The organism is Nonomuraea rhodomycinica (assembly GCF_013363995.1).
In the GTDB taxonomy this organism is placed as follows: Bacteria; Actinomycetota; Actinomycetes; order Streptosporangiales; family Streptosporangiaceae; genus Nonomuraea; species Nonomuraea rhodomycinica.
In genome coordinates, this window is the sequence record NZ_JABWGO010000011.1 from 1 (window position 1) to 20308 (window position 20308).

Below are 20308 nucleotides of genomic sequence, written 5' to 3' on the forward strand. Positions count from 1 at the left end.
GGTTACGGCGGTTATGGCGGGAAGGAAACACCCGGTTACATTCCGAACCCGGAAGTTAAGCTTCCCAGCGCCGATGGTACTGCACTCGGGAGGGTGTGGGAGAGTAGGTCACCGCCGGACAATCTTTGTTTGACAGGTAAGGGCTCCATCCGGAGCTTCTCGGGCCAGGGTTGGCTTGAGGGGCGGAGGATGGGGCCCTTTCTTGCGTTGTGCAGGCTTGTGGGGGCTGGCCGGCGCCTTGTGGGTGGCGGTGTGATTGCCTGGCGGGTTCTGGTGTGTACCGCGCAGGCTTGTCCGTGTGTGAGTTGCTGTTGTTTGGTGCTCGTGCTTTCGGGTCATGCGTTGGGTTGCCTGTGCTCGGCCAGCGCCGGTGGGATACGCGCTGACGGTCATGCATTGCTGGAGCACTGGCGCCTGTGCGCTTCTCGTCCACCATCTTCAAGGCCGTGGGGGAATGGGCCGGAGTAGCTCTGGGTGGACAGTCGCACCGTCTGTCGCCGATGCCGTGAGCTATGAATCTGTGAGCTCTCGCCGCTGGATGCTCGCCGTACCCGGAGGGCCGGCTCGGAGCTGGGTGCGCACAAGCAAGCGACGCGATGCCCGGCCGTGGTGCATGGCTGTGCACCTGGCGCCGCTGGTTCATGCACGCTCCTGGCTCACCCCGGATGGGCTTGACGCTGGGCCTCCACTGGCCGGGTACAGCTGCCTCATGCCGTCAATGTGCTCATTGTGACGCTTCGTCATCGAGATATTTCGAGGAGTTACGCCAAACAGCCTCTACAAGTGCGGCGCAGGCGGCACACTGGTGTTCGGCGGCCATCGCGGGGTTCCCCTTCAGTCCAGGTCATGCACTCGAAGGATCGTGCGATGGCCGTCTTCATGTCTTCAGAGCTCATCGTCTGAATCGCCCGTTCAACCCGTGCGGTCGATTGCGGGAATGGCTAGCGGCGTGTCGTGCTTTGTCGGGATAATTCGGCAATGATCATCGGCAGGGCGGTGCGCCGCGCCGCGTTGGTCACCCTTCTGGTGGCGCCGGCCGCCCTCTCGCCGCCCATCCTCGGCTCTCCCGCCGCGGCCGCCCTGTCCCCTGCGCTCGTCGCCCTCAGAGGCCAGGAGCGCTTACGCGCGGGGCCGAGCGCGAGCTCCCTCGTCGAGTCCATCGAGCTCGCGCCCAGAAATGCCGCTGATCACGGGCCCTCCAAGGCCCTCAAGCCCCAAGAGCGCAAGGCCGCCGACACCAAGGTGAGGGCCGTACCCGTCCCCGCCAAGAGCCTGACCATGCGGCTCGACCGTTACCTCGCCGGTCGTCCCGGGCCCGTCACCGCCATGGTGCGCGACCTCACCGACGGCCGTCTCTACCGCTACCACCGCGACGAGCGTCTCATCACCGCCAGCTCGGCCAAGGTGCAGATTCTCATGGCGCTCCTCCTGCGCACCCCCTGGCGCGAGCTGCCGGAGGGCGTGCGCCGCGACGCCGATCTGATGATCCGCTACAGCGACAACCACGCTGCCGACCGGCTCTGGTCGCGCATCGGCGGTCCGGACGGCTTCACCAGAGCCGGTCGGAGGTTCGGGCTTCGCCACACCATGGGCGTTCCGGGCAAATGCGTGGACCTGTACTGCTGGGGCATCACGCCCACCTCGGCCGAGGACCAGGTACGGCTCATGGGGGCCCTGGTGTCGGATCGGAGCCCGTTGCCGGGCAAGGACCGGGAGCAGGTGCTGCGGCTCATGGGGCGGGTGATCCACGGCCAGAACTGGGGGATCAGTGCCGCCGCCTGCGGGAGCGATCGGGTGGCGTTGAAGAACGGCTGGCTGAAGCGGGTCTCCACCAAGCGCTGGGCCGTCGTCACGGTCGGGATTCTCCGTGGGCGCGGTGACGGGGCGGCGGGTCACGACTACGCGGTCGCGGTGCTCAGCGAGGGGGCCGCCGAGGTGGGGCACGGCATCGCGACTGTGGAAGGTGTGGCAAGGCGCGTCATGAAGGCGTTCCGCACGTGCCGCCAACCATGACCGCGGTGCCGCGCCGACGACCCGGGTCGCGGTGCCGCGCCGACGACTCGGGTTGCGGTATCGGGCCAGCGGGTCACACTTCAGCGCAGCGCCGGGGAGTGAGACTCCAGCGCCACACGGGCGACCCCAGTCAGCGGCGCCGTGCCGGTCCGAATCGCCCAGCGGTGACCGGCCGAATCGTCCCGCGGTGACCGGCCGAATCGTCCCGCGGTGACCGGCCGAACCGTCCCGCCGTGACCGGCCCGCACCCCCCGACGCGAAGAGGTCGAGGCTGGTCGGGCGGTTGAGCCGGCTCAGGCAGCCGAGCCGCCCAGGCCGTCAACCGGGCCCGTTCAAGCCGCCTAGACCGCCGTGGCGGCCCGCTCAGGTCGTCGAGACCGTCGTGACGGCCCGTTCAGGCCGTTGGACACCGGTGTGACGCCCCGTTCAGGTTGTCGAGACCGGTGTGACGAGCCGGTAGCCCACCCCGCGTACCGTCTGGATGAGCTGATCGTCCTCGTCCCCGAGCCGGGCCCGCAGCCGCTTGACGTGGACGGCGATCGTGTTCGTGGACGTGCCGGCCCCCGCATGCCACACGTGCCGCATGATCTGCTCCCGCGTCACCGTCCGGTCGGCGTTGCGCATGAGGTACAGCAGCAGTTCGAACTCCCTGAGGGGCAGGTGGACGACCCGCCCGTCCACGCGTACCTGGTAGGCCCGCACGTCCAGCTCGACGGAGCCGGCGGCGAGCACGTCGCGCTGCTCGGGGGAGGCCGCGTGGATGAACGGCAGCAGCTCCGGCACCCGGTACGGCCGGGCGACGCAGGCCGCCGCCCCGGCGGCGAGTGCCTGGACGGCCTGGTCGGCGTTGCCCTCGCCGACCCCCAGCAGCACGGGCACGGCCCGGGCGAGCCGGACCGCGCGGACGAAGTCGACGGCGCCGATGACCGGCAGGGTGGCCGCCACCAGCACCACGTCGGGCTGGAGCGCGCCGGCCTGCAGCAGGCCCTGAGCGCCGTCGGGCGCGTTGGTGACGGCGACGCCCTCGCGTTCGAGGGCGTCGGCCAGGTCTCCGGCGACGTTCTCGTCGGGGTCGGCGATGAGCAGTACGGGTCTGGTCCGCGTGTCCCCGTTCACCGTGGATGCCGCCTGCTGGTGGGTCATCAGCCGAAGCGCCCGGTGATGTAGTCCTCGGTCGCTTTCTGCGAGGGGTTGGTGAACATCCGGGAAGTTTCGTCCATTTCCACCACCTTGCCCGGCTTGCCCTGGCCGTCGAGGTTGAAGAAGGCCGTCCGGTCGCTGACGCGGGCCGCCTGCTGCATGTTGTGGGTGACGATGACGATCGTGTACTCGTCCTTGAGCTTGACCATGAGGTCCTCGATGGCCAGCGTGGAGATCGGGTCGAGCGCCGAGCACGGCTCGTCCATGAGCAGCACCTGCGGCTTGACCGCGATGGCGCGGGCGATGCAGAGCCGCTGCTGCTGACCGCCCGACAGGCCGGCGCCGGGCTTGTTGAGCCGGTCCTTGACCTCGTTCCAGAGGTTGGCGCCCTTGAGCGACTCCTCGACGATGCCGTCGCTCTCCGACTTCGAGACGCGGCCGTTGAGCCGCAGCCCGGCGGCCACGTTCTCGTAGATCGACATCGTGGGGAACGGGTTCGGACGCTGGAACACCATGCCGATGGACCGGCGCACCGACACCGGCTCGACCGTCGAGCCGTACAGGTCCTCGCCGTCGAGCAGGACCTTGCCCTCCACGCGCGCGCCGGGGATGACCTCGTGCATGCGGTTGAGCGTGCGCAGGAACGTCGACTTGCCGCATCCGGACGGGCCGATGAAGGCCGTGATCGAACGCGGCTCGATCGTCATCGAGACGTCCTCGATGGCCTTGTGCGAGCCGTAGTAGGCGTCGAGGCCGGACACCTGGATCTGCTTGGACATTGCGCTGGTTACCCCCTATCGGCCCCTGGCGGCCGAGCGCCACCAGGCGATGAGCCGCGCCACCAGGTTGAGCAGCATGACGATCAGGATGAGCGTGAGGGCTCCGGTCCAGGCCCGGTCGATGGCGGTGTCGTTGGGACGTCCCGCCTGGTCGAAGACGTAGAGGGGGAGCCCCATCTGCGGCCCGCTGAACGGGTCGTTGTTGATGGAGTCGGTGAAGAACACGGTCAGCAGCAGTGGCGCGGTCTCGCCGGCGACGCGGGCGACGGCCAGCATGACGCCGGTGACGATGCCGGTGAACGCGGTCGGCAGCACGACCTTGACGATCGTGCGCCACTTGGCGACGCCCAGCGCGTACGAGGCCTCGCGCAGGTCGTTCGGCACGAGGCGGAGCATCTCCTCGGCCGATCTGACCACCGTCGGCATCATGAGGATCGACAGGGCGAGCGCGCCGGCCAGCCCGGAGAACGGCATGCCCAGGAACAGGATCCAGAACGCGAGGACGAACAGGCCGGTGACGACGGACGGGACGCCGGTCATGACGTCCACGAAGAAGCTGATGGCCCGGCTCAGCCGGCCGCCGTTGCCGTACTCGGTGAGGTAGATCGCCGTGAGCAGGCCGATCGGCACCGAGATGAGCGAGGCGAGCAGGACCTGCTCCAGCGTGCCGATGATCGCGTGGTAGGCGCCGCCGCCCGCGTCGCGCGCGCCGATGTTGCGCATGGAGTGGGTGAGGAACTCCAGGTCGAACCGGGCGAGGCCGTTCTTGATCACCAGCCAGAGCACCGAGACGAGCGGCACGACGGCCAGCGCGAACGCCAGATAGACCAGCCCCTGCGCCAGGCGGTCCTTGACGCGGCGGCCGGCCGAGATGTGCTGGACGGTGGTCATGCGCCGCTCCTCGCGTATTCCTTGCGGCGGTTGATGATCATGCGGGCGCCCATGTTGACGAGCAGGGTGATGACGAACAGCACCAGACCGGAGGCGATCAGCGCGCCCCGGCCGATCGGGGTGGCCTCGCCGAACCCGTTGGCGATGTTGGCCGCGATGCTGTTGCCGTGCGGGGTGAGGATCTCGATGCTGATGTCGAACGTGGCGGGGAAGATCAGGGCGACCGCGATCGTCTCGCCCATGGCCCGGCCGAGGCCGAGCATCGCGGCGCTGACCACGCCGGGGCGGCCGAACGGCAGCACGGCCATCCGGATCATCTCCCAGCGGGTGGCGCCGAGGGCGAGCGCGGCCTCCTCGTTCATCCTGGGGGTCTGCAGGAAGACCTCGCGCGAGATCGCGGCGATGATCGGCAGGATCATGATGGCCAGCACGACGCCGCCCGCGAGCATGGTCTTGCCGCCGATCGCGCCCTCGCCGGAGAACAGCGGGAACCAGCCGAGGTGCGCGTTCAGCCACTCCGACGGCGTCTTCAGCAGCGGCACCAGGAACGTCACGCCCCACAGGCCGTAGACGACGCTGGGGACGGCGGCGAGCAGGTCGACCAGGTAGCCGAGCGGCCCGGCCAGGCGGCGCGGGGCGTAGTGGGAGATGAACAGCGCCACGCCCATGGCCACCGGAGTGGCGATGACGAGCGCGATGGCGGAGCTCAGGACGGTGCCGAAGGCAAGGGCGGCGATGCCGAAGACCTGGCTGCCGTTCGGCTCCCAGGTCAGGTCGGTGAAGAAGTTGCCCTTGTTGGCCCGGAGCGCGGGGACCGCCTCGCTGATGAGGAACACGGCGATGGCCGCCATGATCGCCAGCAGGAGGATGCCCGCGCCGGTGGCGGCGAAGCGGAAGGGCGCCTCACCGTGGCTGCGCCGCGAGGCGGACCGGCGCGTGGCCGGTCCGCCCCCACGGGTACGGACGTCAGTCGTCATCGGCGGATCTAGGAGATCGCCTCGACGGCGGTGCGGACCTTGGTGAGCAGCTCGCCCGACAGGGGCGCGTAGCCCAGGTCCTTCAGCGCGGTCTGGCCCTCGTCGCTGGCGGTGTAGGTGAGGAAGGACTTGACCAGCTTGGCCTCGTCGGCCGACAGGCCCTTCTCGCAGGTGATCTCGTAGGTCACGAGGACGATCGGGTAGGCGCCCGCCGTCTTGGTGGCGTAGTCGATGCCCAGCTTGAGGTCGTTGCCGGTGCCCTTGATCTCGGCGGTCTCGACCGTCTTGGCCGCGCTCTCGGGGGTCAGCTCGACGAACTCGCCGGCGCCGTTGGCCACCTTGGCCTTCTGGAGCTGGGAGTTCTCGGCGAACGACAGCTCGACGTAGCTGATGGCGCCCTCGGCGCCCTTCACCGAGGAGGCGATGCCGTCGGAGCCCTTGGCGCCCTGGCCCTTGGCCTCGGCGGGCCAGGCCTTGGCCGGCTCGTACGGCCACTCGGCGGTCGCCTTGAGGAACTTCGTGAAGTTGTCGCTCGTGCCCGACTCGTCGGCCCGGTGGAAGGCCTGGATCGGGGTGGAGGGCAGCTTGGCCTGCGGGTTGTCGGCCTTGATGGCGGCGTCGTCCCACTTGGTGATCTTGCCGTTGAAGATGGCGCCGATCGTCTTGGGGGAGAGCTGAAGGCCGTCCACGCCGGGCAGGTTGTAGACGACCGCGATCGGGCCGGTCACCATCGGGATGTTGATGGCCTTGCCGGTCTTGCACCGGGCGTCGGCCTGCGCCGGCTCGCCCTTGTCGTCCTTGAGGGCCGAGTCGGAACCCGCGAAGGCGACCGTGCCCTGGATGAACGCCTGCACGCCCGCGCCCGAGCCGCTCGGCTGGTAGTTGACGCTGACGCCCGCGTTCTTGGACTGGAAGTCCTTCTTCCACTGGTCGATCGCGTTGGCCTGGGCCGAGGAACCGGCGGCGTTGATGGTGCCGCTGAGCCCGCTGCCAGCGGCGCCGGTGGCGGCGGCCGAGCTGGTGCTCGCGCTGCCGGAGCTGTTGTTGTCTGTGCCGCACGCAGCGAGCGAGAGCGCGCCGACGACGGCGACGGCGGCGAGCCGGCCTGCATACTTCACGGTTGGGTTCCTCCCACTTGGTCCTTAGTCGCCACTGAAGCTATGCAGGCAAAGTGACTCACAACCCCTGACAAGGGTGAACGTTCGGTGAACGGGCCCGGTCGCCCCCATGATGGGGTTTATGACGTATCGCGTATGCCTGGTGTGCATGGGGAACATCTGCAGGTCACCGATGGCGGAGGTGGTCCTCCGTCACGTGCTGGAGGAGCGCGGGCTGGGCCGCCGGGTCACCGTGGAGAGCGCCGGCACGGGCGGATGGCACGCGGGCGACCCGATGGACACCCGCGCCCTGCGCACGCTGTCCGACCACGGGTACGACGGCTCGGCCCACCGGGCCCGGCAGTTCACCCGCGACTGGTTCGACCGCTACGACCTGGTCCTCGCCATGGACCGCGACAACCTCGCCGTCCTGCGGGGGATGGCTCCCGCCGGCGTCGAGGTGAGCCTGTTCCGCTCGTTCGACCCGGCGGCGCCCGAGGGGGCCGAGGTGCCGGATCCCTACTACGGGGGTCCGGAGGGCTTCGTGGAGGTGCTGGGGCTCGTCGAGGCGGCGGCCGAGGGCGTCGCGAAGCACATCGCTGATGAGATCGGCTGACGGGCGGGTCCATCGCATCGGCCGCCGGGCGGGCCGATGAGGTGGGCCGAGGACCTCGGGGTGTCGCACGGCTGGCGGCTGCGGGGCGGCGTGCTGGACGACGGTCGCCGGGTGTTCGCCAAGGTCGGGAAGGCCTCGCCGGTGTTCGCCTCGGAGGCGGCCGGGCTGCGGTGGCTGGGCGAGGCCATGGACGTCCCCGAGGTGGTGGAGGTGGCCGAGGACCGCCTGGTGCTGTCATGGGTGGACACGGAGCCGCCCGGCCCGGCCGCCGCCGAGCGGTTCGGGCGGGCGCTCGCGCGCATGCACCGGGCGGGGGCGCCCGCCTTCGGGGCGCCCTGGCCGGGCTTCATCGCCGACCTGCCGATGGACAACTCGGCCGCCGACGACTGGCCGGCCTTCTACGCCACCCGGCGCGTCCTTCCGTTCGTACGGCGGGCGCGGCTTCCCGCCGGGGACGTACGGCGCATCGAGCGGGCCGTGGAGCGTTTCCCGGAGGCGGCCGGTCCGCCGGAGCCGCCGGCCCGCATCCACGGCGACCTGTGGAGCGGGAACGTGCTGTGGTCCGGCGGCACCGCCGTGCTGGTGGACCCCGCCGCCCACGGCGGGCACCGGGAGACGGACCTGGCCATGCTGGCGCTGTTCGGCGTGCCGTACGAGGAGCGGATCCTCGCGGCGTACCAGGAGGAGAGCCCGCTGGCCGACGGCTGGCGCGAGCGGGTGCCGCTGCACCAGCTCCATCCGCTGCTGGTGCACGTGGTGCTGTTCGGCGGGTCGTACCGGGAGAGCCTGATGCGGGCGGTGGACCGGGTGCTGGCTCTCGGACGGGCGGGGTGACGGGCCTCAGGCGCCGGGGGTGCGGCCGTCGTTCAGCCGCTTGATCACCTCGTCGTGGAGGAGGCCGTTGGTGCAGACCAGGCTGCCGCCCTCCAGACCGGGCCTGCCCTCGACGTCGGTCCAGACGCCGCCCGCCTCCTCGACGATCACCGTCAGGGCCGCCATGTCCCATGGCGACAGCTCCGGCTCCGCCGAGATGTCGACCGAGCCCTCGGCGACCATCATGTGCGACCAGAAGTCGCCGTACGCGCGGGTGCGCCAGCAGGCGCGGCCGAGGTCGAGGAAGGGTTCGAGGCGGCCCGTCTCCTCCCAGCCGCCGAAGCTGGAGTAGGAGAACGACGCGTCGCTCAGGGCGGAGACCTGCGACACCTGCATGCGGGTGGCCCTGGCCAGGCTCTTGCCGGTCCAGGCGCCGCCCTCGGTGGCGGCCCACCAGCGGCGGCCGAGGGCCGGGGCCGACACCAGGCCCACGACGACCTTGCCGTACTCCATCAGCGCGATCAGCGTCGCCCACACGGGCACGCCGCGCACGTAGTTCTTCGTGCCGTCGATGGGGTCGATGATCCAGGACCTGGCGCCCCAGCCGGTCTGGCCGAACTCCTCGCCGACGACCGCGTCGCGCGGGCGGGCGCGGCGCAGCGTGCCGCGGATGGCCTCCTCGACCGCCCGGTCGGCGTCGCTGACCGGGGTGAGGTCGGGCTTGGTCTCGACCTTGAGGTCCACGGCCTTGAACCGGCGCATCGTCAGGTCGTCGGCGGCGTCCGCCATCACGTGGGCGAGGCGTAGATCGTCGTTGTAACCCTGCACGGTTCGCCACGCTACCGTGCCGGGCCTCCCGAGCATCAGGGGCCCGCGTCGCCTTTCCCGAAAGTGCCCTTCCGGATGGGTTGAACATGGCTTGGATGCTTTTCGCCGCAGCTGGCTGCGTTCTGGTGTTACTCGTCAGTAGCATCGGGGCATGACGCTCGACGCCGGAGCCCTGCTGCTCCAGACCGTTCCGTTCGCCCGCACCCTGGGCGTCACCTTCGACCACACCGGGGACGGGCGCGCCGTGTGCCGCCTGACCGACCGCGCCGACCTGCACAACCACGTGGCCGGACCGCACGCCGGCGCGCTGTTCACGCTCGCGGAGTCGGCCTCGGGCGCCGCCATGCTGTCGGCGCTCGGCGACCAGCTCGCCCGCGCGGTGCCGCTCACGACCGGGGCGACCGTCCAGTACCACAAGCTCGCCAAGGGCGACGTGGTCGCCGAGGGGCGGCTGCTCGCCGCGCGCGAGGACGTCATCGCCGAGCTGGACGCGGGCAAGCGGCCGGAGTTCGACGTCGCGGTGGAGGTCAGGAACGGGGAGGACGTGCCGGTGTGCTCGTTCACGTTCACGTGGACGCTGCGGCCCAACCGCACGTGAACGCGGCCAACCGCACGTGAACGCGGCCAACCGCACGTGAACGCGGCCAACCGCACGTGAGCGTGGCGGGGACACTCTGAGCGGAGGAACCCTCCGCGCGGGGAAACGTGCGTAAGGAGCCCTTGCGCGAGGAGATGCGTGCAGGGAGGACCGTGGCCGGTCCGCTGCGCGCAGGGAGATGCGCCATGGCAGCTCGTACGGCGGGCTGGTCCGGACGACGGCGGCCGGGGACCTGGCCCGGACGGCGGTGTCCGGGGACTTGGCCCGGACGGCGGTGTCCGGGGGCGACCGTCGTTTCAGGTGGCGGGGGACTCGTCCGGGGCGCCCTCGCGGATCGCCAGCAGGCGGCGGAGGGACTCCAGGCGCGCCGGGTCGGCGTGCCCGGCCGCCACCCACGCGTCCAGCGCGCACCCGTCACTCAGATGCGTGCAGCCCTTGGGACAGTCGACCGTGCCCTCCACCAGGTCGGGGAAGCTCGCGAGCACCGTCTCGACCGACACGTGGGCCAGGCCGAAACTGCGCACGCCGGGCGTGTCGATGATCCAGCCGCCCTCCGGCAGCTCCAGGGCCACGGCCGACGTCGAGGTGTGACGGCCTCGGCCGGTCACCGCGTTGACGTGGGAGACCGCCCGGTTGGCGTCCGGGACGAGCGCGTTGACCAGCGTCGACTTGCCCACCCCCGAGTGGCCCACGAGCACGCTGACGCGGCCCTCCAGATGGTCGTGCAACTCGTCGAGCGAACCGCCCTTGTGCACCACGACGTGCGGGACGCCGAGCGGCCGGTAGAGGGCGAGCAGGTCGTCGGGCGGCGCGAGGTCGGACTTGGTGAGGCAGAGCAGCGGCTCGATCTCGGCGTCGAAGGCGGCGACGAGAATCCGGTCGATCATCCGGGGACGCGGCGGCGGGTCGGCCAGCGCGGTGACGATGACGAGCTGGTCGGCGTTGGCCACGATCGGCCGCTCGATGCCGTCGGTGTCCTCCGTGTCGTCGGCCGAGCGCCGCAGCATCGAGGTGCGCGGTTCTACCCGCACCACGCGGGCCAGCGTGTCGGGCTGCCCCGACACGTCGCCGACCAGCGCCACCCGGTCGCCCACCACGATGCCCTTGCGGCCCAGCTCCCGGGCCTTCATCGCGACGACCAGGCGGGAACGCTGCCGCGCTCCACGCTTGGCGGCCGAACCCTTGGGCCGCTCCGCCTCGACCAGCGCGGTGTAGCGTCCCCGGTCGACGGCCACGATGAACCCTTCGACGGCGTCCTCGTGCGCAGGCCGGATACGGGTCCGTGGCCGTGACCCCTTGCCCGGCCTGACCCGTACGTCGTCCTCGTCGTACTCCCGCTTCCTCAGCGGTCTTCACCCCTGCGATCGTTCCTGTGTGCCTTCAGCGGCCGCCGACCCCGGAGCCCGGGCGTCGAGGCCGCGCGTCCTGCATCCCCCCGCCCGCCGGACGGGAGTGACGACACCCTCCGCACCTCCACGCCCGCCCCGAGCGCGCGGGGAGGGGCCGTCGGCTCGGTCTCACGCACCTCGGGCGCGGGGGATGACGCTGTATGCGCCTTCCCACGCGCGCCGGGCGCATGCACTGCCGCCGTGCACGTCTCCGCGCTCGTTGCGGTCATGTGCGATGTCGCCGCACGTGTCTCCGCGCCCGTCCAGAAGGTGCGTGATGTCGCCGTCTGTGTCTTCGCGGTCATCCCGGTCGCGTACGGAGCCGCCGCACGCCCCTTCTCGCCCGTCCGGCGCGCATGCGATGCCGCTGTGCCTGCCTCAGGACCCGTCTCCCGAGCCTGTGGGGACGCCGCGCGTGCCCCCTCGCGTTGCCCGGAAAGGTGCGGTACCGCAGGCCGTCCTGTGGTCACGTTGCGCCGGGGCGCGTTCATTGCGAGCCCAGCATCGACGCCCACATGGTCGTGAACTCCGGAAGGGTCTTGCCGGTCGTCGCGATGTTCTCGACCTCGACGCCCGGCACCGCGAGGCCGATGACCGCCCCGGCCGTGGCCATGCGATGGTCGTCGTAGCTGTGGAAGACGCCGCCGTGCAGCGGGCGCGGCCGGACGATCAGGCCGTCGTCGGTCTCCTCGGCGTCGCCGCCGAGCCGGTTGATCTCGGTGGCGAGCGCCGCGAGCCGGTCGGTCTCGTGGCCGCGCAGGTGCGCCACCCCGCGTACGCGGCTCGGTGAGGAGGCCAGCGCGGCCAGAGCGGCGATCGTGGGCGTCAGCTCGCCCACCTCACGCAGGTCGGCGTCGATGCCCTCGATCCGGCCCGAGCCGGTGACCGACAGCACGCCGTCGTCGTCCAGGTGGACGGTGGCGCCCATGTCGGCGAGCAGGCCGCGCAGCGCGTCGCCCGGCTGGGTGGTGACGGCCGGCCAGCCCGGGATCGTGACCGTGCCCCCCGTGACCATGGCGGCGGCCAGGAACGGGGCCGCGTTCGACAGGTCGGGCTCCACCGTGAGGTCGCGGGGCGCGACGGGGCCGGGCTCGACCCGCCACACGTCGCGCTCGCCGTCGTCCACGCGCACGCCCGCCGCCCGCAGCATCTGCACGGTCATGTCGATGTGCGGCTGCGACGGCACGGGCGGGCCGGAATGGCGGATCGTGACGCCCTTCTCGAAGCGCGCCGCCGTGAGCAGCAGCCCCGAGACGAACTGGGACGACGCCGACGCGTCGATCGTGACCTCGCCGCCCGCGATCGGCCCGCTGACCGTGAACGGCAGCGCGTCGCCCTCCACGCGGGCGCCCAGGGCGCGCAGCGCGTCGAGGATCGGGCCCATCGGACGCTTGCGCGCGTGCGGGTCGCCGTCGAAGGTCACCGGGCCGTCGGCCAGCGCAGCCACCGGCGGGACGAACCGCATCACCGTGCCGGCCAGGCCGGCGTCGACGTGCGCGCCGCCGCGCACCGGGCCCGGTGTCACCCGCCAGTCGACCGAGGCGGAGGTCTCGGCCGTCGGCTCCAGCGTCGCGCCGAGGGAGCGCAGGGCGGCGACCATGAGGTCGGCGTCGCGGCTGCGCAGCGCCCTGCGCACGGTGCCGGGACCCTCGGCGAGGGCGGCGAGCACGAGGGCGCGGTTGGTGACCGACTTGGAGCCGGGCAGCTCGACGGACGCGGCCACGGGGCCGGTGGCGACGGGAGCGGGCCAGTGCTGAGCGGGCATGGGCCCAAGCCTATCGGGCCAGGGGCGAAGCGGCCGTCGCCCTGGCCGAAGGCCTGTGGACAGGCGTGGAGGATGACCCTCTGTCTGTGGACAGGGGGCAGGGGGGAGGGGACAGGGGTGGATGGCGGCTCTCTGTCTGTGGATCGGGGGCGGTGGGCGGTCCCGCCTGTGGATCGGGCGGGACGGCCGCTCTCCGCCTGGGTGCGGAGGAAGGCGGGCCCCCTGCAGTGGGTGGGAACACGCGAGCGAAAGCCCCACGTGGCAATGTGGGGGCATGTGCGGTAGATACGCGTCGGCGCGCAAGAAGCACGAGCTGCTGGAGGAGTTCCAGGTCGAGCTCGACGGCGACCCCGACAAGGAGCTGGGTCCCGACTACAACGTGGCCCCGACCAAGAACGTCTACGCCGTGCTCAGCCGCGTGCCCAAGGAGGCCGGGCGGGCGGTGCGGCAGCTCAGGGTCGTGCGTTGGGGGCTGGTCCCGGCCTGGGCCAAGGACCCGTCGATCGGCTCGCGCATGATCAACGCCCGGGCCGAGACGCTGGCGGAGAAGCCGTCGTTCCGGCAGGCGTTCGCCAAGCGCAGGTGCCTGCTGCCCGCCGACGGCTACTTCGAGTGGATGCCGGTCGAGGGCGACGACGGCAAGAAGCGCAAGCAGCCGTACTTCATCCGCCCGGACGACGGCGGGGTGTTGGCGATGGCCGGCCTGTACGAGTTCTGGAAGGACCCCTCGCGCGCGGACGACGACCCGCTCAAGTGGCTCGTCACCTGCACCGTCATCACCACGGACGCGGAGGACGAGCTGGGCCGCATCCACGACCGGATGCCCATGATGATCGAGCAGGACCGGTGGGCCGAGTGGCTCGACCCCAAGCTCACCGACACGGAGAGCGTCTCGGGGCTGCTGGTGCCCGCGAGTCCCGGCCGGCTGGCGGCGATCCCCGTCTCCACCGACGTCAACAACGTCCGCAACAACGGCCCTGACCTCATCAAGCCGCTCCCTCCCGAGGAGGCTCCCGCCCTCTTCTGAAGGTGTAAAAGCCCGGTCAAGTGGGCATTCGGTGAGAAAAGCGGTGCATTCGCTTACTAGGAGTCACCGCCACCACCTTGCCCCCCAAGCTCCGCGCGGGACAACCGGGGAGTCCCGCCGCGGGATGCCGTCATTCACCCGGAGGTGCGGATCCGTGGAGGTCACGTCCGCTCGCCAGCGGCTGCAGCAGATGCTCGCCGACCTCGACCGTTCGATCGGCGTGTTACGAGGGGACCCCCTCTCGGTCAACGACCGCTCGCCGGCCGACGCCGGCTCCGACCTCAGCGACGCCGACCGCGCCCAGGCCATGCTGGCCGTCGCCACGACGCAGCGGCGGGCCGTGCTGGACGCGATCGAACGCCTCGACGAGGGCACGTACGGCAGGTGCGTCGACTGCGCCAAGCCGGTGCCGGAGGGCCGGCTGGAGGCGCGTCCCGAGGCGGCGCGGTGCGTGCAGTGCCAGGGGAAGCGGGAACGCCGCCGCTGAGCGTCGGGACGCTCAGGAGAGGCGGGAACGCCGCCGCCGAGCGTCGGGACGCGCGTCAGGCCTTGCGGGCGCTGGCCACCAGGTGGATGCCGACCGTGTCGTCGTCGTCCGGGTGCGCCTCCAGCTCCGTGCGCACCAGCCACGTCAGCGCCCGCGTGCCGGAGCCGAGCACGTGGTCGACCGTCGAGGGCGACAGCACGGTGCGCGGACGCACCCACTCCACCTCCAGGCCCGCGCCGATGAGCAGCTCCTGCAGCTGCGCGCTGCTGAAGCAGCGGGTGATGCTGCCGTCGGGCCAGGGCACGAGCATGACCTCGCCGGTCTGGCGCAGGTGCTGCCACTGGCCCTGCTCGGCCAGGATCGCCATGCCCAGCACCAGCGAGTCGACGCAGACCAGCACGCGCCCGCCCGGTCGCAGCACGCGCGCCACGTCGCTCATCGCGGACTCGGCCATCAGCTCGATCGACATGGCCCGTTCCTCGGCGACGACCGCGTCGACGCTCTCGTCCGGCAGGAACGACAGGTCGTCGGCGCGCACCTGGCGCACCTCGCCGGCCTCGTGGCCCGGGGCGTCGGCCTCGCGCAGCCACGGCTGGCCGTCCACGGTCCGCAGCCTCGCCTGGGGGTCGGCGACCCGCCGGAAGTCGAGCACCTCGATCACGCGGTGCCCGGCCCTGGCGAGCTGGCCGGACCACCGCCCGCGCCCGCCGGACAGGTCGAGCACCACGGAGGGCGTCGCGGGAAGCCACCGGCTCAACTGCTCGGCCACGACGGCACGGTAGAAGGTCCAGTACGGTCCGAGCGTCCCTGAGCCGTTCAGTTCCTCGGCCGGAATGGGCAGCACACGCGACTCCTGGGTTCCGGAAAATGGCTACCAGCCGGTACGTATGGTTTTCCCCGCACCGGGTCGTTCGTCACCTTCCATCTTGCGGGAACAGACGCGGGCACGGGCGTGTTGCGACGAGCATGCTCACACTCATGGACCCGCTCCCCGGTGGCCGGGCGCCGCAGGACGAGCGGGTATTCTCCCCTGAGTACGGTGTCCCGGCACAACCGGCCACCGGTGATCTTAGGGGGGTGGGCCTGGTGCCCGCGACAGGCGCGGAGACTCTCGAGCAACGCAGCGAGCGGTTCGAGCGCGAAGCGATGCCGTATCTCGAGCAGCTCTACTCCGCGGCGCTCCGGATGACCCGCAACCCATCCGACGCCGAGGACCTGCTCCAGGAGACCTTCGCCAAGGCGTTCGCGTCCTTCCACCAGTTCCAGGAGGGCACCAACCTCAAGGCCTGGCTGTACCGGATCCTGACGAACACCTTCATCAACAGCTACCGCAAGAAGCAGCGGGAGCCGAAGCAGTCGGGCACCGAGGAGATCGAGGACTGGCAGCTCGCCCGCGCCGAGTCGCACACGTCGAGCGGTCTGAAGTCCGCCGAGGTCGAGGCCCTCGAGCACCTGCCCGACGGCGACATCAAGGAGGCGCTGGCCGCGCTCCCCGAGGAGTTCCGCATCGCCGTCTACCTCGCCGACGTCGAGGGCTTCCCGTACAAGGAGATCGCCGACATCATGGGCACTCCGATCGGCACCGTCATGTCGAGGCTCCACCGCGGACGCAGGCAGTTGCGGACGCACTTGGAGGACTACGCACGCGAGCGTGGCCTTGTCCCCGCGGAGGGTTCCAAATGAGCTGCGGCAACCCGCACGAGACCGACTGTCGTGAGGTGCTCGACAAGGTCTACGCCTACCTCGACGGCGAGCTCGAGGAGGGCGACTGCGTCGACATCCGCGTCCACCTCGACGAGTGCGGCCCGTGCCTGAAGGAGTACGACCTCGACAAGGTGGTCAAGCAGCTGGTCGCCAAGCACTGCGGCTGCGATCCGCTGCCCGGCGACCTGCGATCCAAGGTCCTCGCGCGCATCGCGCAGGTGAGAGCCGACCTGTCCGACTAAAATTCGGCCCATGCGCGTGCTCGTCACCGGTGGTGCCGGTTTCATCGGGTCCAATCTCGTCGATCGGCTGCTGGCCGACGGGCACGAGGTCGTCGTGGTGGACGATCTGTCGTCCGGCGACCGCGACAACCTGTCCGGCGCCCTGACCAGCGACCGGTTCCGGCTGCGGGTGCTGGACGTCTGCGATCCCGCCCTGGCCGACCTGGCCGCCGAGGCACGGCCGGAGGTGGTCTGCCACCTGGCCGCGCAGATCAGCGTGCGCCGCAGCGTCGCCGACCCGCTCCACGACGCCCGGGTCAACGTGGTGGGCACCGCGTCGGTGCTGGCCGCCGCCCGCGCCGGCGGCGCCCGCAAGGTGGTCTTCGCCTCCTCCGTCGCCGTCTACGGCCGTCCCGCCACGATCCCGGTGCCCGGCGACGCACCGACGGACCCGCGTTCGCCGTACGCGGCCTCCAAGCTCAGCGGCGAGACCTACCTCGCCACCTTCCGCGCCCTGCACGGCATCGAGTGCACGACCCTCGTGCTGTCCAACGTGTACGGCCCGCGCCAGTCGCCCGAGGGCGAGGCCGGCGTGGTCGCCATCTTCACCGACGGCCTGCTCAGCGGCACCCCCACGGTCGTCTACGGTGACGGCGGCCAGACCCGTGACTACGTCTACGTGGACGACGTGGTCGACGGGTTCGTCCGGGCGTGCGGCAAGGCCGGCGACGGACGCAGGTTCAACCTCGGCACCGGCATCCAGACCACCGACCGCAGGCTGCACACCCTCATCGCCGACGCCGCCGGCCGGCCCGACAAGCCCGGGTTCGCGCCGCCCCGGCTGGGCGACCTGCCCGCCATGGCGGTCGACCCGGTGCCCGCCTACGACGGGCTCGGCTGGCAGCCGCGCACCGACCTGGCCACCGGCCTGAAGGCCACGGTCGAGTGGGCCAGGAGTCGCCGGGGGTAGCCGGTTGATTACGCTTTGCTTGCGATTCGTGACTCCGCCGGTGCGACGACCCCGCGTTCTGTAGCGTGAGCCCCAGGACTCAAGGGGGAGGCACAGCGGATGTCGAAGACATGGATCGCCCGCCTGATCACGGGTATCACGTTGATCGCTCCTGTCGCGCTGCTGATCACGGGTGGGGGCCTCATCCCGCCCGGGGTCTCGTGGACCTGAACCGGCCGTGAGAGGCCGCCATGCGTGAACTGTCGTGGCCTGCGAGGGTCTACCTGGTCACCGTCATCGCCCTCGGGGCCGGGGTCATCGCCCACAGCGTGACCACCCTCGGGCAGGCGGTGGCCCCCGGGCGCCTGGGCACCGAGGAGCTGGGCACGCTGCTCGTGCTGGCCCTGCTGTTCCTCGTGTGCGAGTCGATGCCGACCCTGCTCAACGTGGAGCAGTTCGCGGTGTCGGTGAGCTTCTCGGCCGCCCTGGCGGCCGTGGTGCTGCTGGGGCCGGAGGGCACGGCGCTCGTGGGGTTCACCGCGGTGTTGAGCGTGCGGCCCGGGTTGCCGCTGGTCAAGCGGCTCTTCAACGGCGCGCAGTTCGCCATCTGCGGTCACGCGGCCGGCTGGGTCTACGTACAGCTCGGGGGCCGCATCGGGGTGCCGGAGGTGCACGCCTTCGACGACCTGATCGGCCCCTACGTCGCGGCCACGGCGGTGTTCGTGCCGCTGAACATCCTGCTCACGCTCACCATGATCCGCCTGGCGACCGGGGTGCGGGCCGTGGAGGTCCCGATGCGGGGCCTGGCCCAGTTCCTGCTGTCCTACCTCGGGTACGGCACGTTCGGGCTGCTCGTGGCGGGGCTGTGGGCGACCGTGCAGTCGATCTCGGCGGTGCTGGTGCTGGTGCCGCTGTTCGTCGCCCGATGGGCGTTCGGGCAGTACCACGCCCAGCAGCGCTCGTACGACGCCACCATCGCGGCCCTGTGCCAGGCGGTGGAGACCAAGGACTACTACACCCGGGGCCACTGCACCCGCGTGTCGGCCGCCTCCAGCATGATCGCCCAGGAGATCGGCATGGGCCAGGAGCGGCTGCGGGCCATCCGCTACGCGGGCATGCTGCACGACGTGGGCAAGCTCGGCGTGCCCACCAAGGTGCTGCAGAAGGAGGGGCCGCTCACCGAGGAGGAGTTCGCCGCGATCCAGCTCCACCCCATGCGGGGGCTGGAGATCGTGCGCGGCATCGACTTCCTCGACGAGGCGTACGCCGGGATCATGCACCACCACGAGCGCCACGACGGCAGGGGCTACCCGATGGGGCTGGCCGGCGACGAGATCCCGGAGTTCGCGCGGATCATCGCGGTGGCCGACGCGTTCGACTCGATGACCTCCGACCGCTCCTACCGGGGCGCGCGGCCGGTCGAGGTGGCCGTGCAGGAGCTGCGCAAGAACGCCGGCACCCAGTTCGACCCCGTCATGGTGAGCGCCTTCGTCAAGGCGCTCGAACACCAGCCGTGGCAGCCGCCGCGCCGCGTCGAGCCGCCGCCGCCCGACGCCGACGAGGCGGCGGTCAAGGACCACGACGACCCCACGATGCCCATCGAAGTGGTGAGCGGACCGTGAGCCGGGCCTTCCAGGGCCTCGACTCCGGTCAGCTCCTGCTGATCTGCGCGGCCGGGCTGGTCGCCGTCGCCGGGGTCGCGCACACGGCCGCCACCGGGCTCGACCATCCCGAGATCGCGGTCGGGTTCGGCGCGCTCATCGCGGTGGGGGAGCTGGCCCGGCTCACCATGCCGGGCAACAGGGAGGTCGCGCCCATCGGGGCGGCCGCCGCCCTCGGCTACACGCTGCTGCTCGACCTCAGCCAGGACCAGCTCCGCCACTCGGCGCTCCAGGTCGTGGCGGTGATCGCCGTCGGCATGATCGCCGGGGCGCTGCCGCACCTCGCGGTCGGCCGGCCGCCGCGGCTCGACGCGATGGCCCGCCGGCTGCTCACCGGCGCGCTGCTCGCCTTCGCGTTCCGGCCGCTGGCCGACCCGCTGTTCAGGCTCACGCAGGGGCCCGACCCGACGTGGTGGCCGGCGCTCGCGGTGATGGTGGTGCTGATCGCGGTCACGCTGCTGGTGGACGTGCTGATCGCCGCGCTGCTGCGGGCCGAGCAGGTGCGCACCGCCTTCCGGGTCGCGGTGCGCGACGAGCTGAACATGGCGTTCCCGCTGGGCGCCGCGGTGGCCGCCTCAGGCGTGCTGCTCGCCCTGGCCACCCACAGCATGGACCTCGTCGCCCTGCTGGTGTTCGCCGCGCCGCTGCTGGTCACGCAGGTGGCCTTCCGCAAGTACGCGGGGATCCGCGCCACCTACCTGCAGACCGTACGGGCGCTGTCGCGCGTCACCGAGGTCGGCGGGTACGTCGAGCCGGGCCACTCGCGCCGGGTGAGCCGGCTGGCCGTGGCCATCGGCCGGGAGCTGGGGATGGCCGAGCCCGAGCTGCTGGAGCTGGAGTACGCCGCGCTCATGCACGACATCGGCCAGCTCTCGCTGCGCGACCCGATCCCCGGCGGCGCCACCGTGCTGGCCGATCCGGAGCAGGCTCGGCGCATCGCCGAGCTGGGCGCCGAGGTCATCAAGCAGACGGGCGTGCTGGACCGGGTGGCCGACGTGGTGCGCCGCCAGTGCGACCCCATCAGCGACGACCCGCCGCTGTCCAGCCGCATCATCAAGGTCGCCAACGCCTACGACGACCTGGTGGGCGGCTCGACCGACCGCGACCGGGCGGGCGCGGCCCTCGAACGCATCCGCCTGGCCGCCGGCTCGGCCTACGACCCGGCCGCCATCGAGGCGCTGTCGCGGGTCATCGACCGTCTCGCCGCCGTCCACCGTCTCTGACACCGTTCACCGTCTCTGACGCCGTCCACGGTCTCTGACGCCGTTCACCGTCCCTGAGCCCTGGCATCGTCCCAGCGGGCGCCTCAGGGCCGCCCCAGCCGCGCCGGAGGACCACCCCAGCCCGGCCCCAG

20 protein-coding genes and 1 rRNA gene are annotated in these 20308 nt (G+C 71.4%); 12 read left to right on the forward strand and 9 right to left on the reverse strand.

Annotated elements, in window-relative coordinates:
* The first annotated feature begins 3 nt into the window (after positions 1-3).
* Together rrf and HT134_RS33815 are read left to right on the forward strand one after the other, a co-directional pair.
* Positions 4-120: ribosomal RNA gene (rrf, locus tag HT134_RS33810) — 5S ribosomal RNA — on the forward strand.
* 858 nt (positions 121-978) lie between these two features.
* Positions 979-2013: a serine hydrolase gene (locus HT134_RS33815; protein ID WP_246366110.1), complete on the forward strand. Its 1035-nt coding sequence runs from the start codon at positions 979-981 to the stop codon at positions 2011-2013.
* A gap of 426 nt (positions 2014-2439) precedes the next feature.
* Here the strand turns inward: HT134_RS33815 and HT134_RS33820 are convergent, their stop codons facing one another.
* From HT134_RS33820 to pstS, 5 genes are read right to left on the reverse strand one after another with little or no spacing between them, the layout of a single operon-like run.
* Positions 2440-3156, reverse strand: coding sequence for a response regulator transcription factor (locus HT134_RS33820; protein ID WP_175604553.1), 717 nt, complete (start codon positions 3154-3156; stop codon positions 2440-2442).
* Positions 3156-3932, reverse strand: coding sequence for a phosphate ABC transporter ATP-binding protein PstB (gene pstB, locus HT134_RS33825; RefSeq protein ID WP_175604554.1), 777 nt, complete (start codon positions 3930-3932; stop codon positions 3156-3158). Before pstB ends, HT134_RS33820 begins: the two co-directional genes overlap by 1 nt.
* A 15-nt stretch (positions 3933-3947) precedes the next feature.
* Positions 3948-4823 (reverse strand): phosphate ABC transporter permease PstA, encoded by an 876-nt coding sequence (pstA, locus tag HT134_RS33830; RefSeq protein ID WP_175604555.1) that lies wholly within the window; start codon positions 4821-4823, stop codon positions 3948-3950.
* On the reverse strand, positions 4820-5800 hold the full coding sequence (pstC, locus tag HT134_RS33835) for a phosphate ABC transporter permease subunit PstC (RefSeq protein WP_175604556.1): 981 nt from the start codon (positions 5798-5800) through the stop codon (positions 4820-4822). Before pstC ends, pstA begins: the two co-directional genes overlap by 4 nt.
* A gap of 8 nt (positions 5801-5808) precedes the next feature.
* Complete coding sequence (gene pstS / locus HT134_RS33840; protein ID WP_175604557.1) at positions 5809-6918, reverse strand: phosphate ABC transporter substrate-binding protein PstS; 1110 nt, start codon at positions 6916-6918, stop codon at positions 5809-5811.
* 121 nt (positions 6919-7039) lie between these two features.
* Between pstS and HT134_RS33845 the strand changes: the two genes are divergently transcribed.
* Positions 7040-7513 (forward strand): low molecular weight protein-tyrosine-phosphatase, encoded by a 474-nt coding sequence (locus HT134_RS33845; RefSeq protein ID WP_175604558.1) that lies wholly within the window; start codon positions 7040-7042, stop codon positions 7511-7513.
* 36 nt (positions 7514-7549) lie between these two features.
* Positions 7550-8347, forward strand: a complete 798-nt coding sequence (locus HT134_RS33850) for a fructosamine kinase family protein (protein WP_175604559.1) — start codon at positions 7550-7552, stop codon at positions 8345-8347.
* A gap of 6 nt (positions 8348-8353) precedes the next feature.
* On the opposite strand, the gene hisN is transcribed toward HT134_RS33850, so the two are convergent.
* Positions 8354-9190 carry a histidinol-phosphatase gene (gene hisN / locus HT134_RS33855; RefSeq protein WP_175604560.1) on the reverse strand — a complete coding sequence of 279 codons (837 nt, stop codon included), beginning with the start codon at positions 9188-9190 and terminating at the stop codon, positions 8354-8356.
* A gap of 115 nt (positions 9191-9305) precedes the next feature.
* Here hisN and HT134_RS33860 point away from each other — a divergent pair, with 115 nt between their 5' ends.
* A complete protein-coding gene (locus HT134_RS33860) occupies positions 9306-9752 on the forward strand; it encodes a DUF4442 domain-containing protein (RefSeq protein WP_175604561.1) in 447 nt (148 codons plus the stop codon).
* A gap of 296 nt (positions 9753-10048) precedes the next feature.
* Here the strand turns inward: HT134_RS33860 and rsgA are convergent, their stop codons facing one another.
* Together rsgA and aroA are read right to left on the reverse strand one after the other, a co-directional pair.
* Positions 10049-11098, reverse strand: a complete 1050-nt coding sequence (gene rsgA, locus HT134_RS33865; RefSeq protein ID WP_175604828.1) for a ribosome small subunit-dependent GTPase A — start codon at positions 11096-11098, stop codon at positions 10049-10051.
* A gap of 529 nt (positions 11099-11627) precedes the next feature.
* Positions 11628-12905 carry a 3-phosphoshikimate 1-carboxyvinyltransferase gene (gene aroA / locus HT134_RS33870; protein ID WP_175604562.1) on the reverse strand — a complete coding sequence of 426 codons (1278 nt, stop codon included), beginning with the start codon at positions 12903-12905 and terminating at the stop codon, positions 11628-11630.
* A 274-nt stretch (positions 12906-13179) separates the two neighbouring features.
* Between aroA and HT134_RS33875 the strand changes: the two genes are divergently transcribed.
* Entirely contained in the window at positions 13180-13932 is a 753-nt protein-coding gene (locus HT134_RS33875) for an SOS response-associated peptidase (RefSeq protein ID WP_175604563.1), read from the forward strand.
* 154 nt (positions 13933-14086) lie between these two features.
* Positions 14087-14419: a TraR/DksA family transcriptional regulator gene (locus tag HT134_RS33880; RefSeq protein WP_175604564.1), complete on the forward strand. Its 333-nt coding sequence runs from the start codon at positions 14087-14089 to the stop codon at positions 14417-14419.
* 55 nt (positions 14420-14474) lie between these two features.
* Here the strand turns inward: HT134_RS33880 and HT134_RS33885 are convergent, their stop codons facing one another.
* Positions 14475-15263, reverse strand: a complete 789-nt coding sequence (locus tag HT134_RS33885) for a class I SAM-dependent methyltransferase (RefSeq protein WP_175604565.1) — start codon at positions 15261-15263, stop codon at positions 14475-14477.
* A gap of 122 nt (positions 15264-15385) precedes the next feature.
* Between HT134_RS33885 and HT134_RS33890 the strand changes: the two genes are divergently transcribed.
* The 5 genes from HT134_RS33890 (at position 15386) to HT134_RS33910 (ending at position 20177) form a co-directional block, all read left to right on the forward strand.
* Entirely contained in the window at positions 15386-16102 is a 717-nt protein-coding gene (locus HT134_RS33890) for a sigma-70 family RNA polymerase sigma factor (RefSeq protein ID WP_376768139.1), read from the forward strand.
* The gene (rsrA, locus tag HT134_RS33895) at positions 16099-16365 is read left to right on the forward strand and encodes a mycothiol system anti-sigma-R factor (protein WP_175604566.1); all 267 of its coding nucleotides are present in this window, start codon (positions 16099-16101) and stop codon (positions 16363-16365) included. The genes HT134_RS33890 and rsrA overlap by 4 nt, the downstream gene beginning before the upstream one ends.
* A gap of 10 nt (positions 16366-16375) precedes the next feature.
* Positions 16376-17314, forward strand: a complete 939-nt coding sequence (locus HT134_RS33900; protein ID WP_175604567.1) for an NAD-dependent epimerase/dehydratase family protein — start codon at positions 16376-16378, stop codon at positions 17312-17314.
* A gap of 230 nt (positions 17315-17544) precedes the next feature.
* Complete coding sequence (locus tag HT134_RS33905) at positions 17545-18915, forward strand: HD-GYP domain-containing protein (RefSeq protein WP_175604568.1); 1371 nt, start codon at positions 17545-17547, stop codon at positions 18913-18915.
* Positions 18912-20177, forward strand: a complete 1266-nt coding sequence (locus HT134_RS33910; protein WP_175604569.1) for an HD-GYP domain-containing protein — start codon at positions 18912-18914, stop codon at positions 20175-20177. The genes HT134_RS33905 and HT134_RS33910 overlap by 4 nt, the downstream gene beginning before the upstream one ends.
* Positions 20178-20308 lie beyond the last annotated feature (131 nt).

Excerpts from the sequence above, each read along its gene's own strand:
- HT134_RS33815 (WP_246366110.1), top strand. The coding sequence starts at position 979 with ATGATCATCGGCAGGGCGGTGCGCCGCGCCGCGTTGGTCACCCTTCTG.
- HT134_RS33820 (WP_175604553.1), bottom strand. The coding sequence starts at position 3,156 with ATGACCCACCAGCAGGCGGCATCCACGGTGAACGGGGACACGCGGACC.
- pstB (WP_175604554.1), bottom strand. The coding sequence starts at position 3,932 with ATGTCCAAGCAGATCCAGGTGTCCGGCCTCGACGCCTACTACGGCTCG.
- pstA (WP_175604555.1), bottom strand. The coding sequence starts at position 4,823 with ATGACCACCGTCCAGCACATCTCGGCCGGCCGCCGCGTCAAGGACCGC.
- pstC (WP_175604556.1), bottom strand. The coding sequence starts at position 5,800 with ATGACGACTGACGTCCGTACCCGTGGGGGCGGACCGGCCACGCGCCGG.
- HT134_RS33845 (WP_175604558.1), top strand. The coding sequence starts at position 7,040 with ATGACGTATCGCGTATGCCTGGTGTGCATGGGGAACATCTGCAGGTCA.
- HT134_RS33850 (WP_175604559.1), top strand. The coding sequence starts at position 7,550 with ATGAGGTGGGCCGAGGACCTCGGGGTGTCGCACGGCTGGCGGCTGCGG.
- hisN (WP_175604560.1), bottom strand. The coding sequence starts at position 9,190 with ATGCTCGGGAGGCCCGGCACGGTAGCGTGGCGAACCGTGCAGGGTTAC.
- HT134_RS33860 (WP_175604561.1), top strand. The coding sequence starts at position 9,306 with ATGACGCTCGACGCCGGAGCCCTGCTGCTCCAGACCGTTCCGTTCGCC.
- aroA (WP_175604562.1), bottom strand. The coding sequence starts at position 12,905 with ATGCCCGCTCAGCACTGGCCCGCTCCCGTCGCCACCGGCCCCGTGGCC.
- HT134_RS33875 (WP_175604563.1), top strand. The coding sequence starts at position 13,180 with ATGTGCGGTAGATACGCGTCGGCGCGCAAGAAGCACGAGCTGCTGGAG.
- HT134_RS33890 (WP_376768139.1), top strand. The coding sequence starts at position 15,386 with ATGCTCACACTCATGGACCCGCTCCCCGGTGGCCGGGCGCCGCAGGAC.
- rsrA (WP_175604566.1), top strand. The coding sequence starts at position 16,099 with ATGAGCTGCGGCAACCCGCACGAGACCGACTGTCGTGAGGTGCTCGAC.
- HT134_RS33900 (WP_175604567.1), top strand. The coding sequence starts at position 16,376 with ATGCGCGTGCTCGTCACCGGTGGTGCCGGTTTCATCGGGTCCAATCTC.
- HT134_RS33905 (WP_175604568.1), top strand. The coding sequence starts at position 17,545 with ATGCGTGAACTGTCGTGGCCTGCGAGGGTCTACCTGGTCACCGTCATC.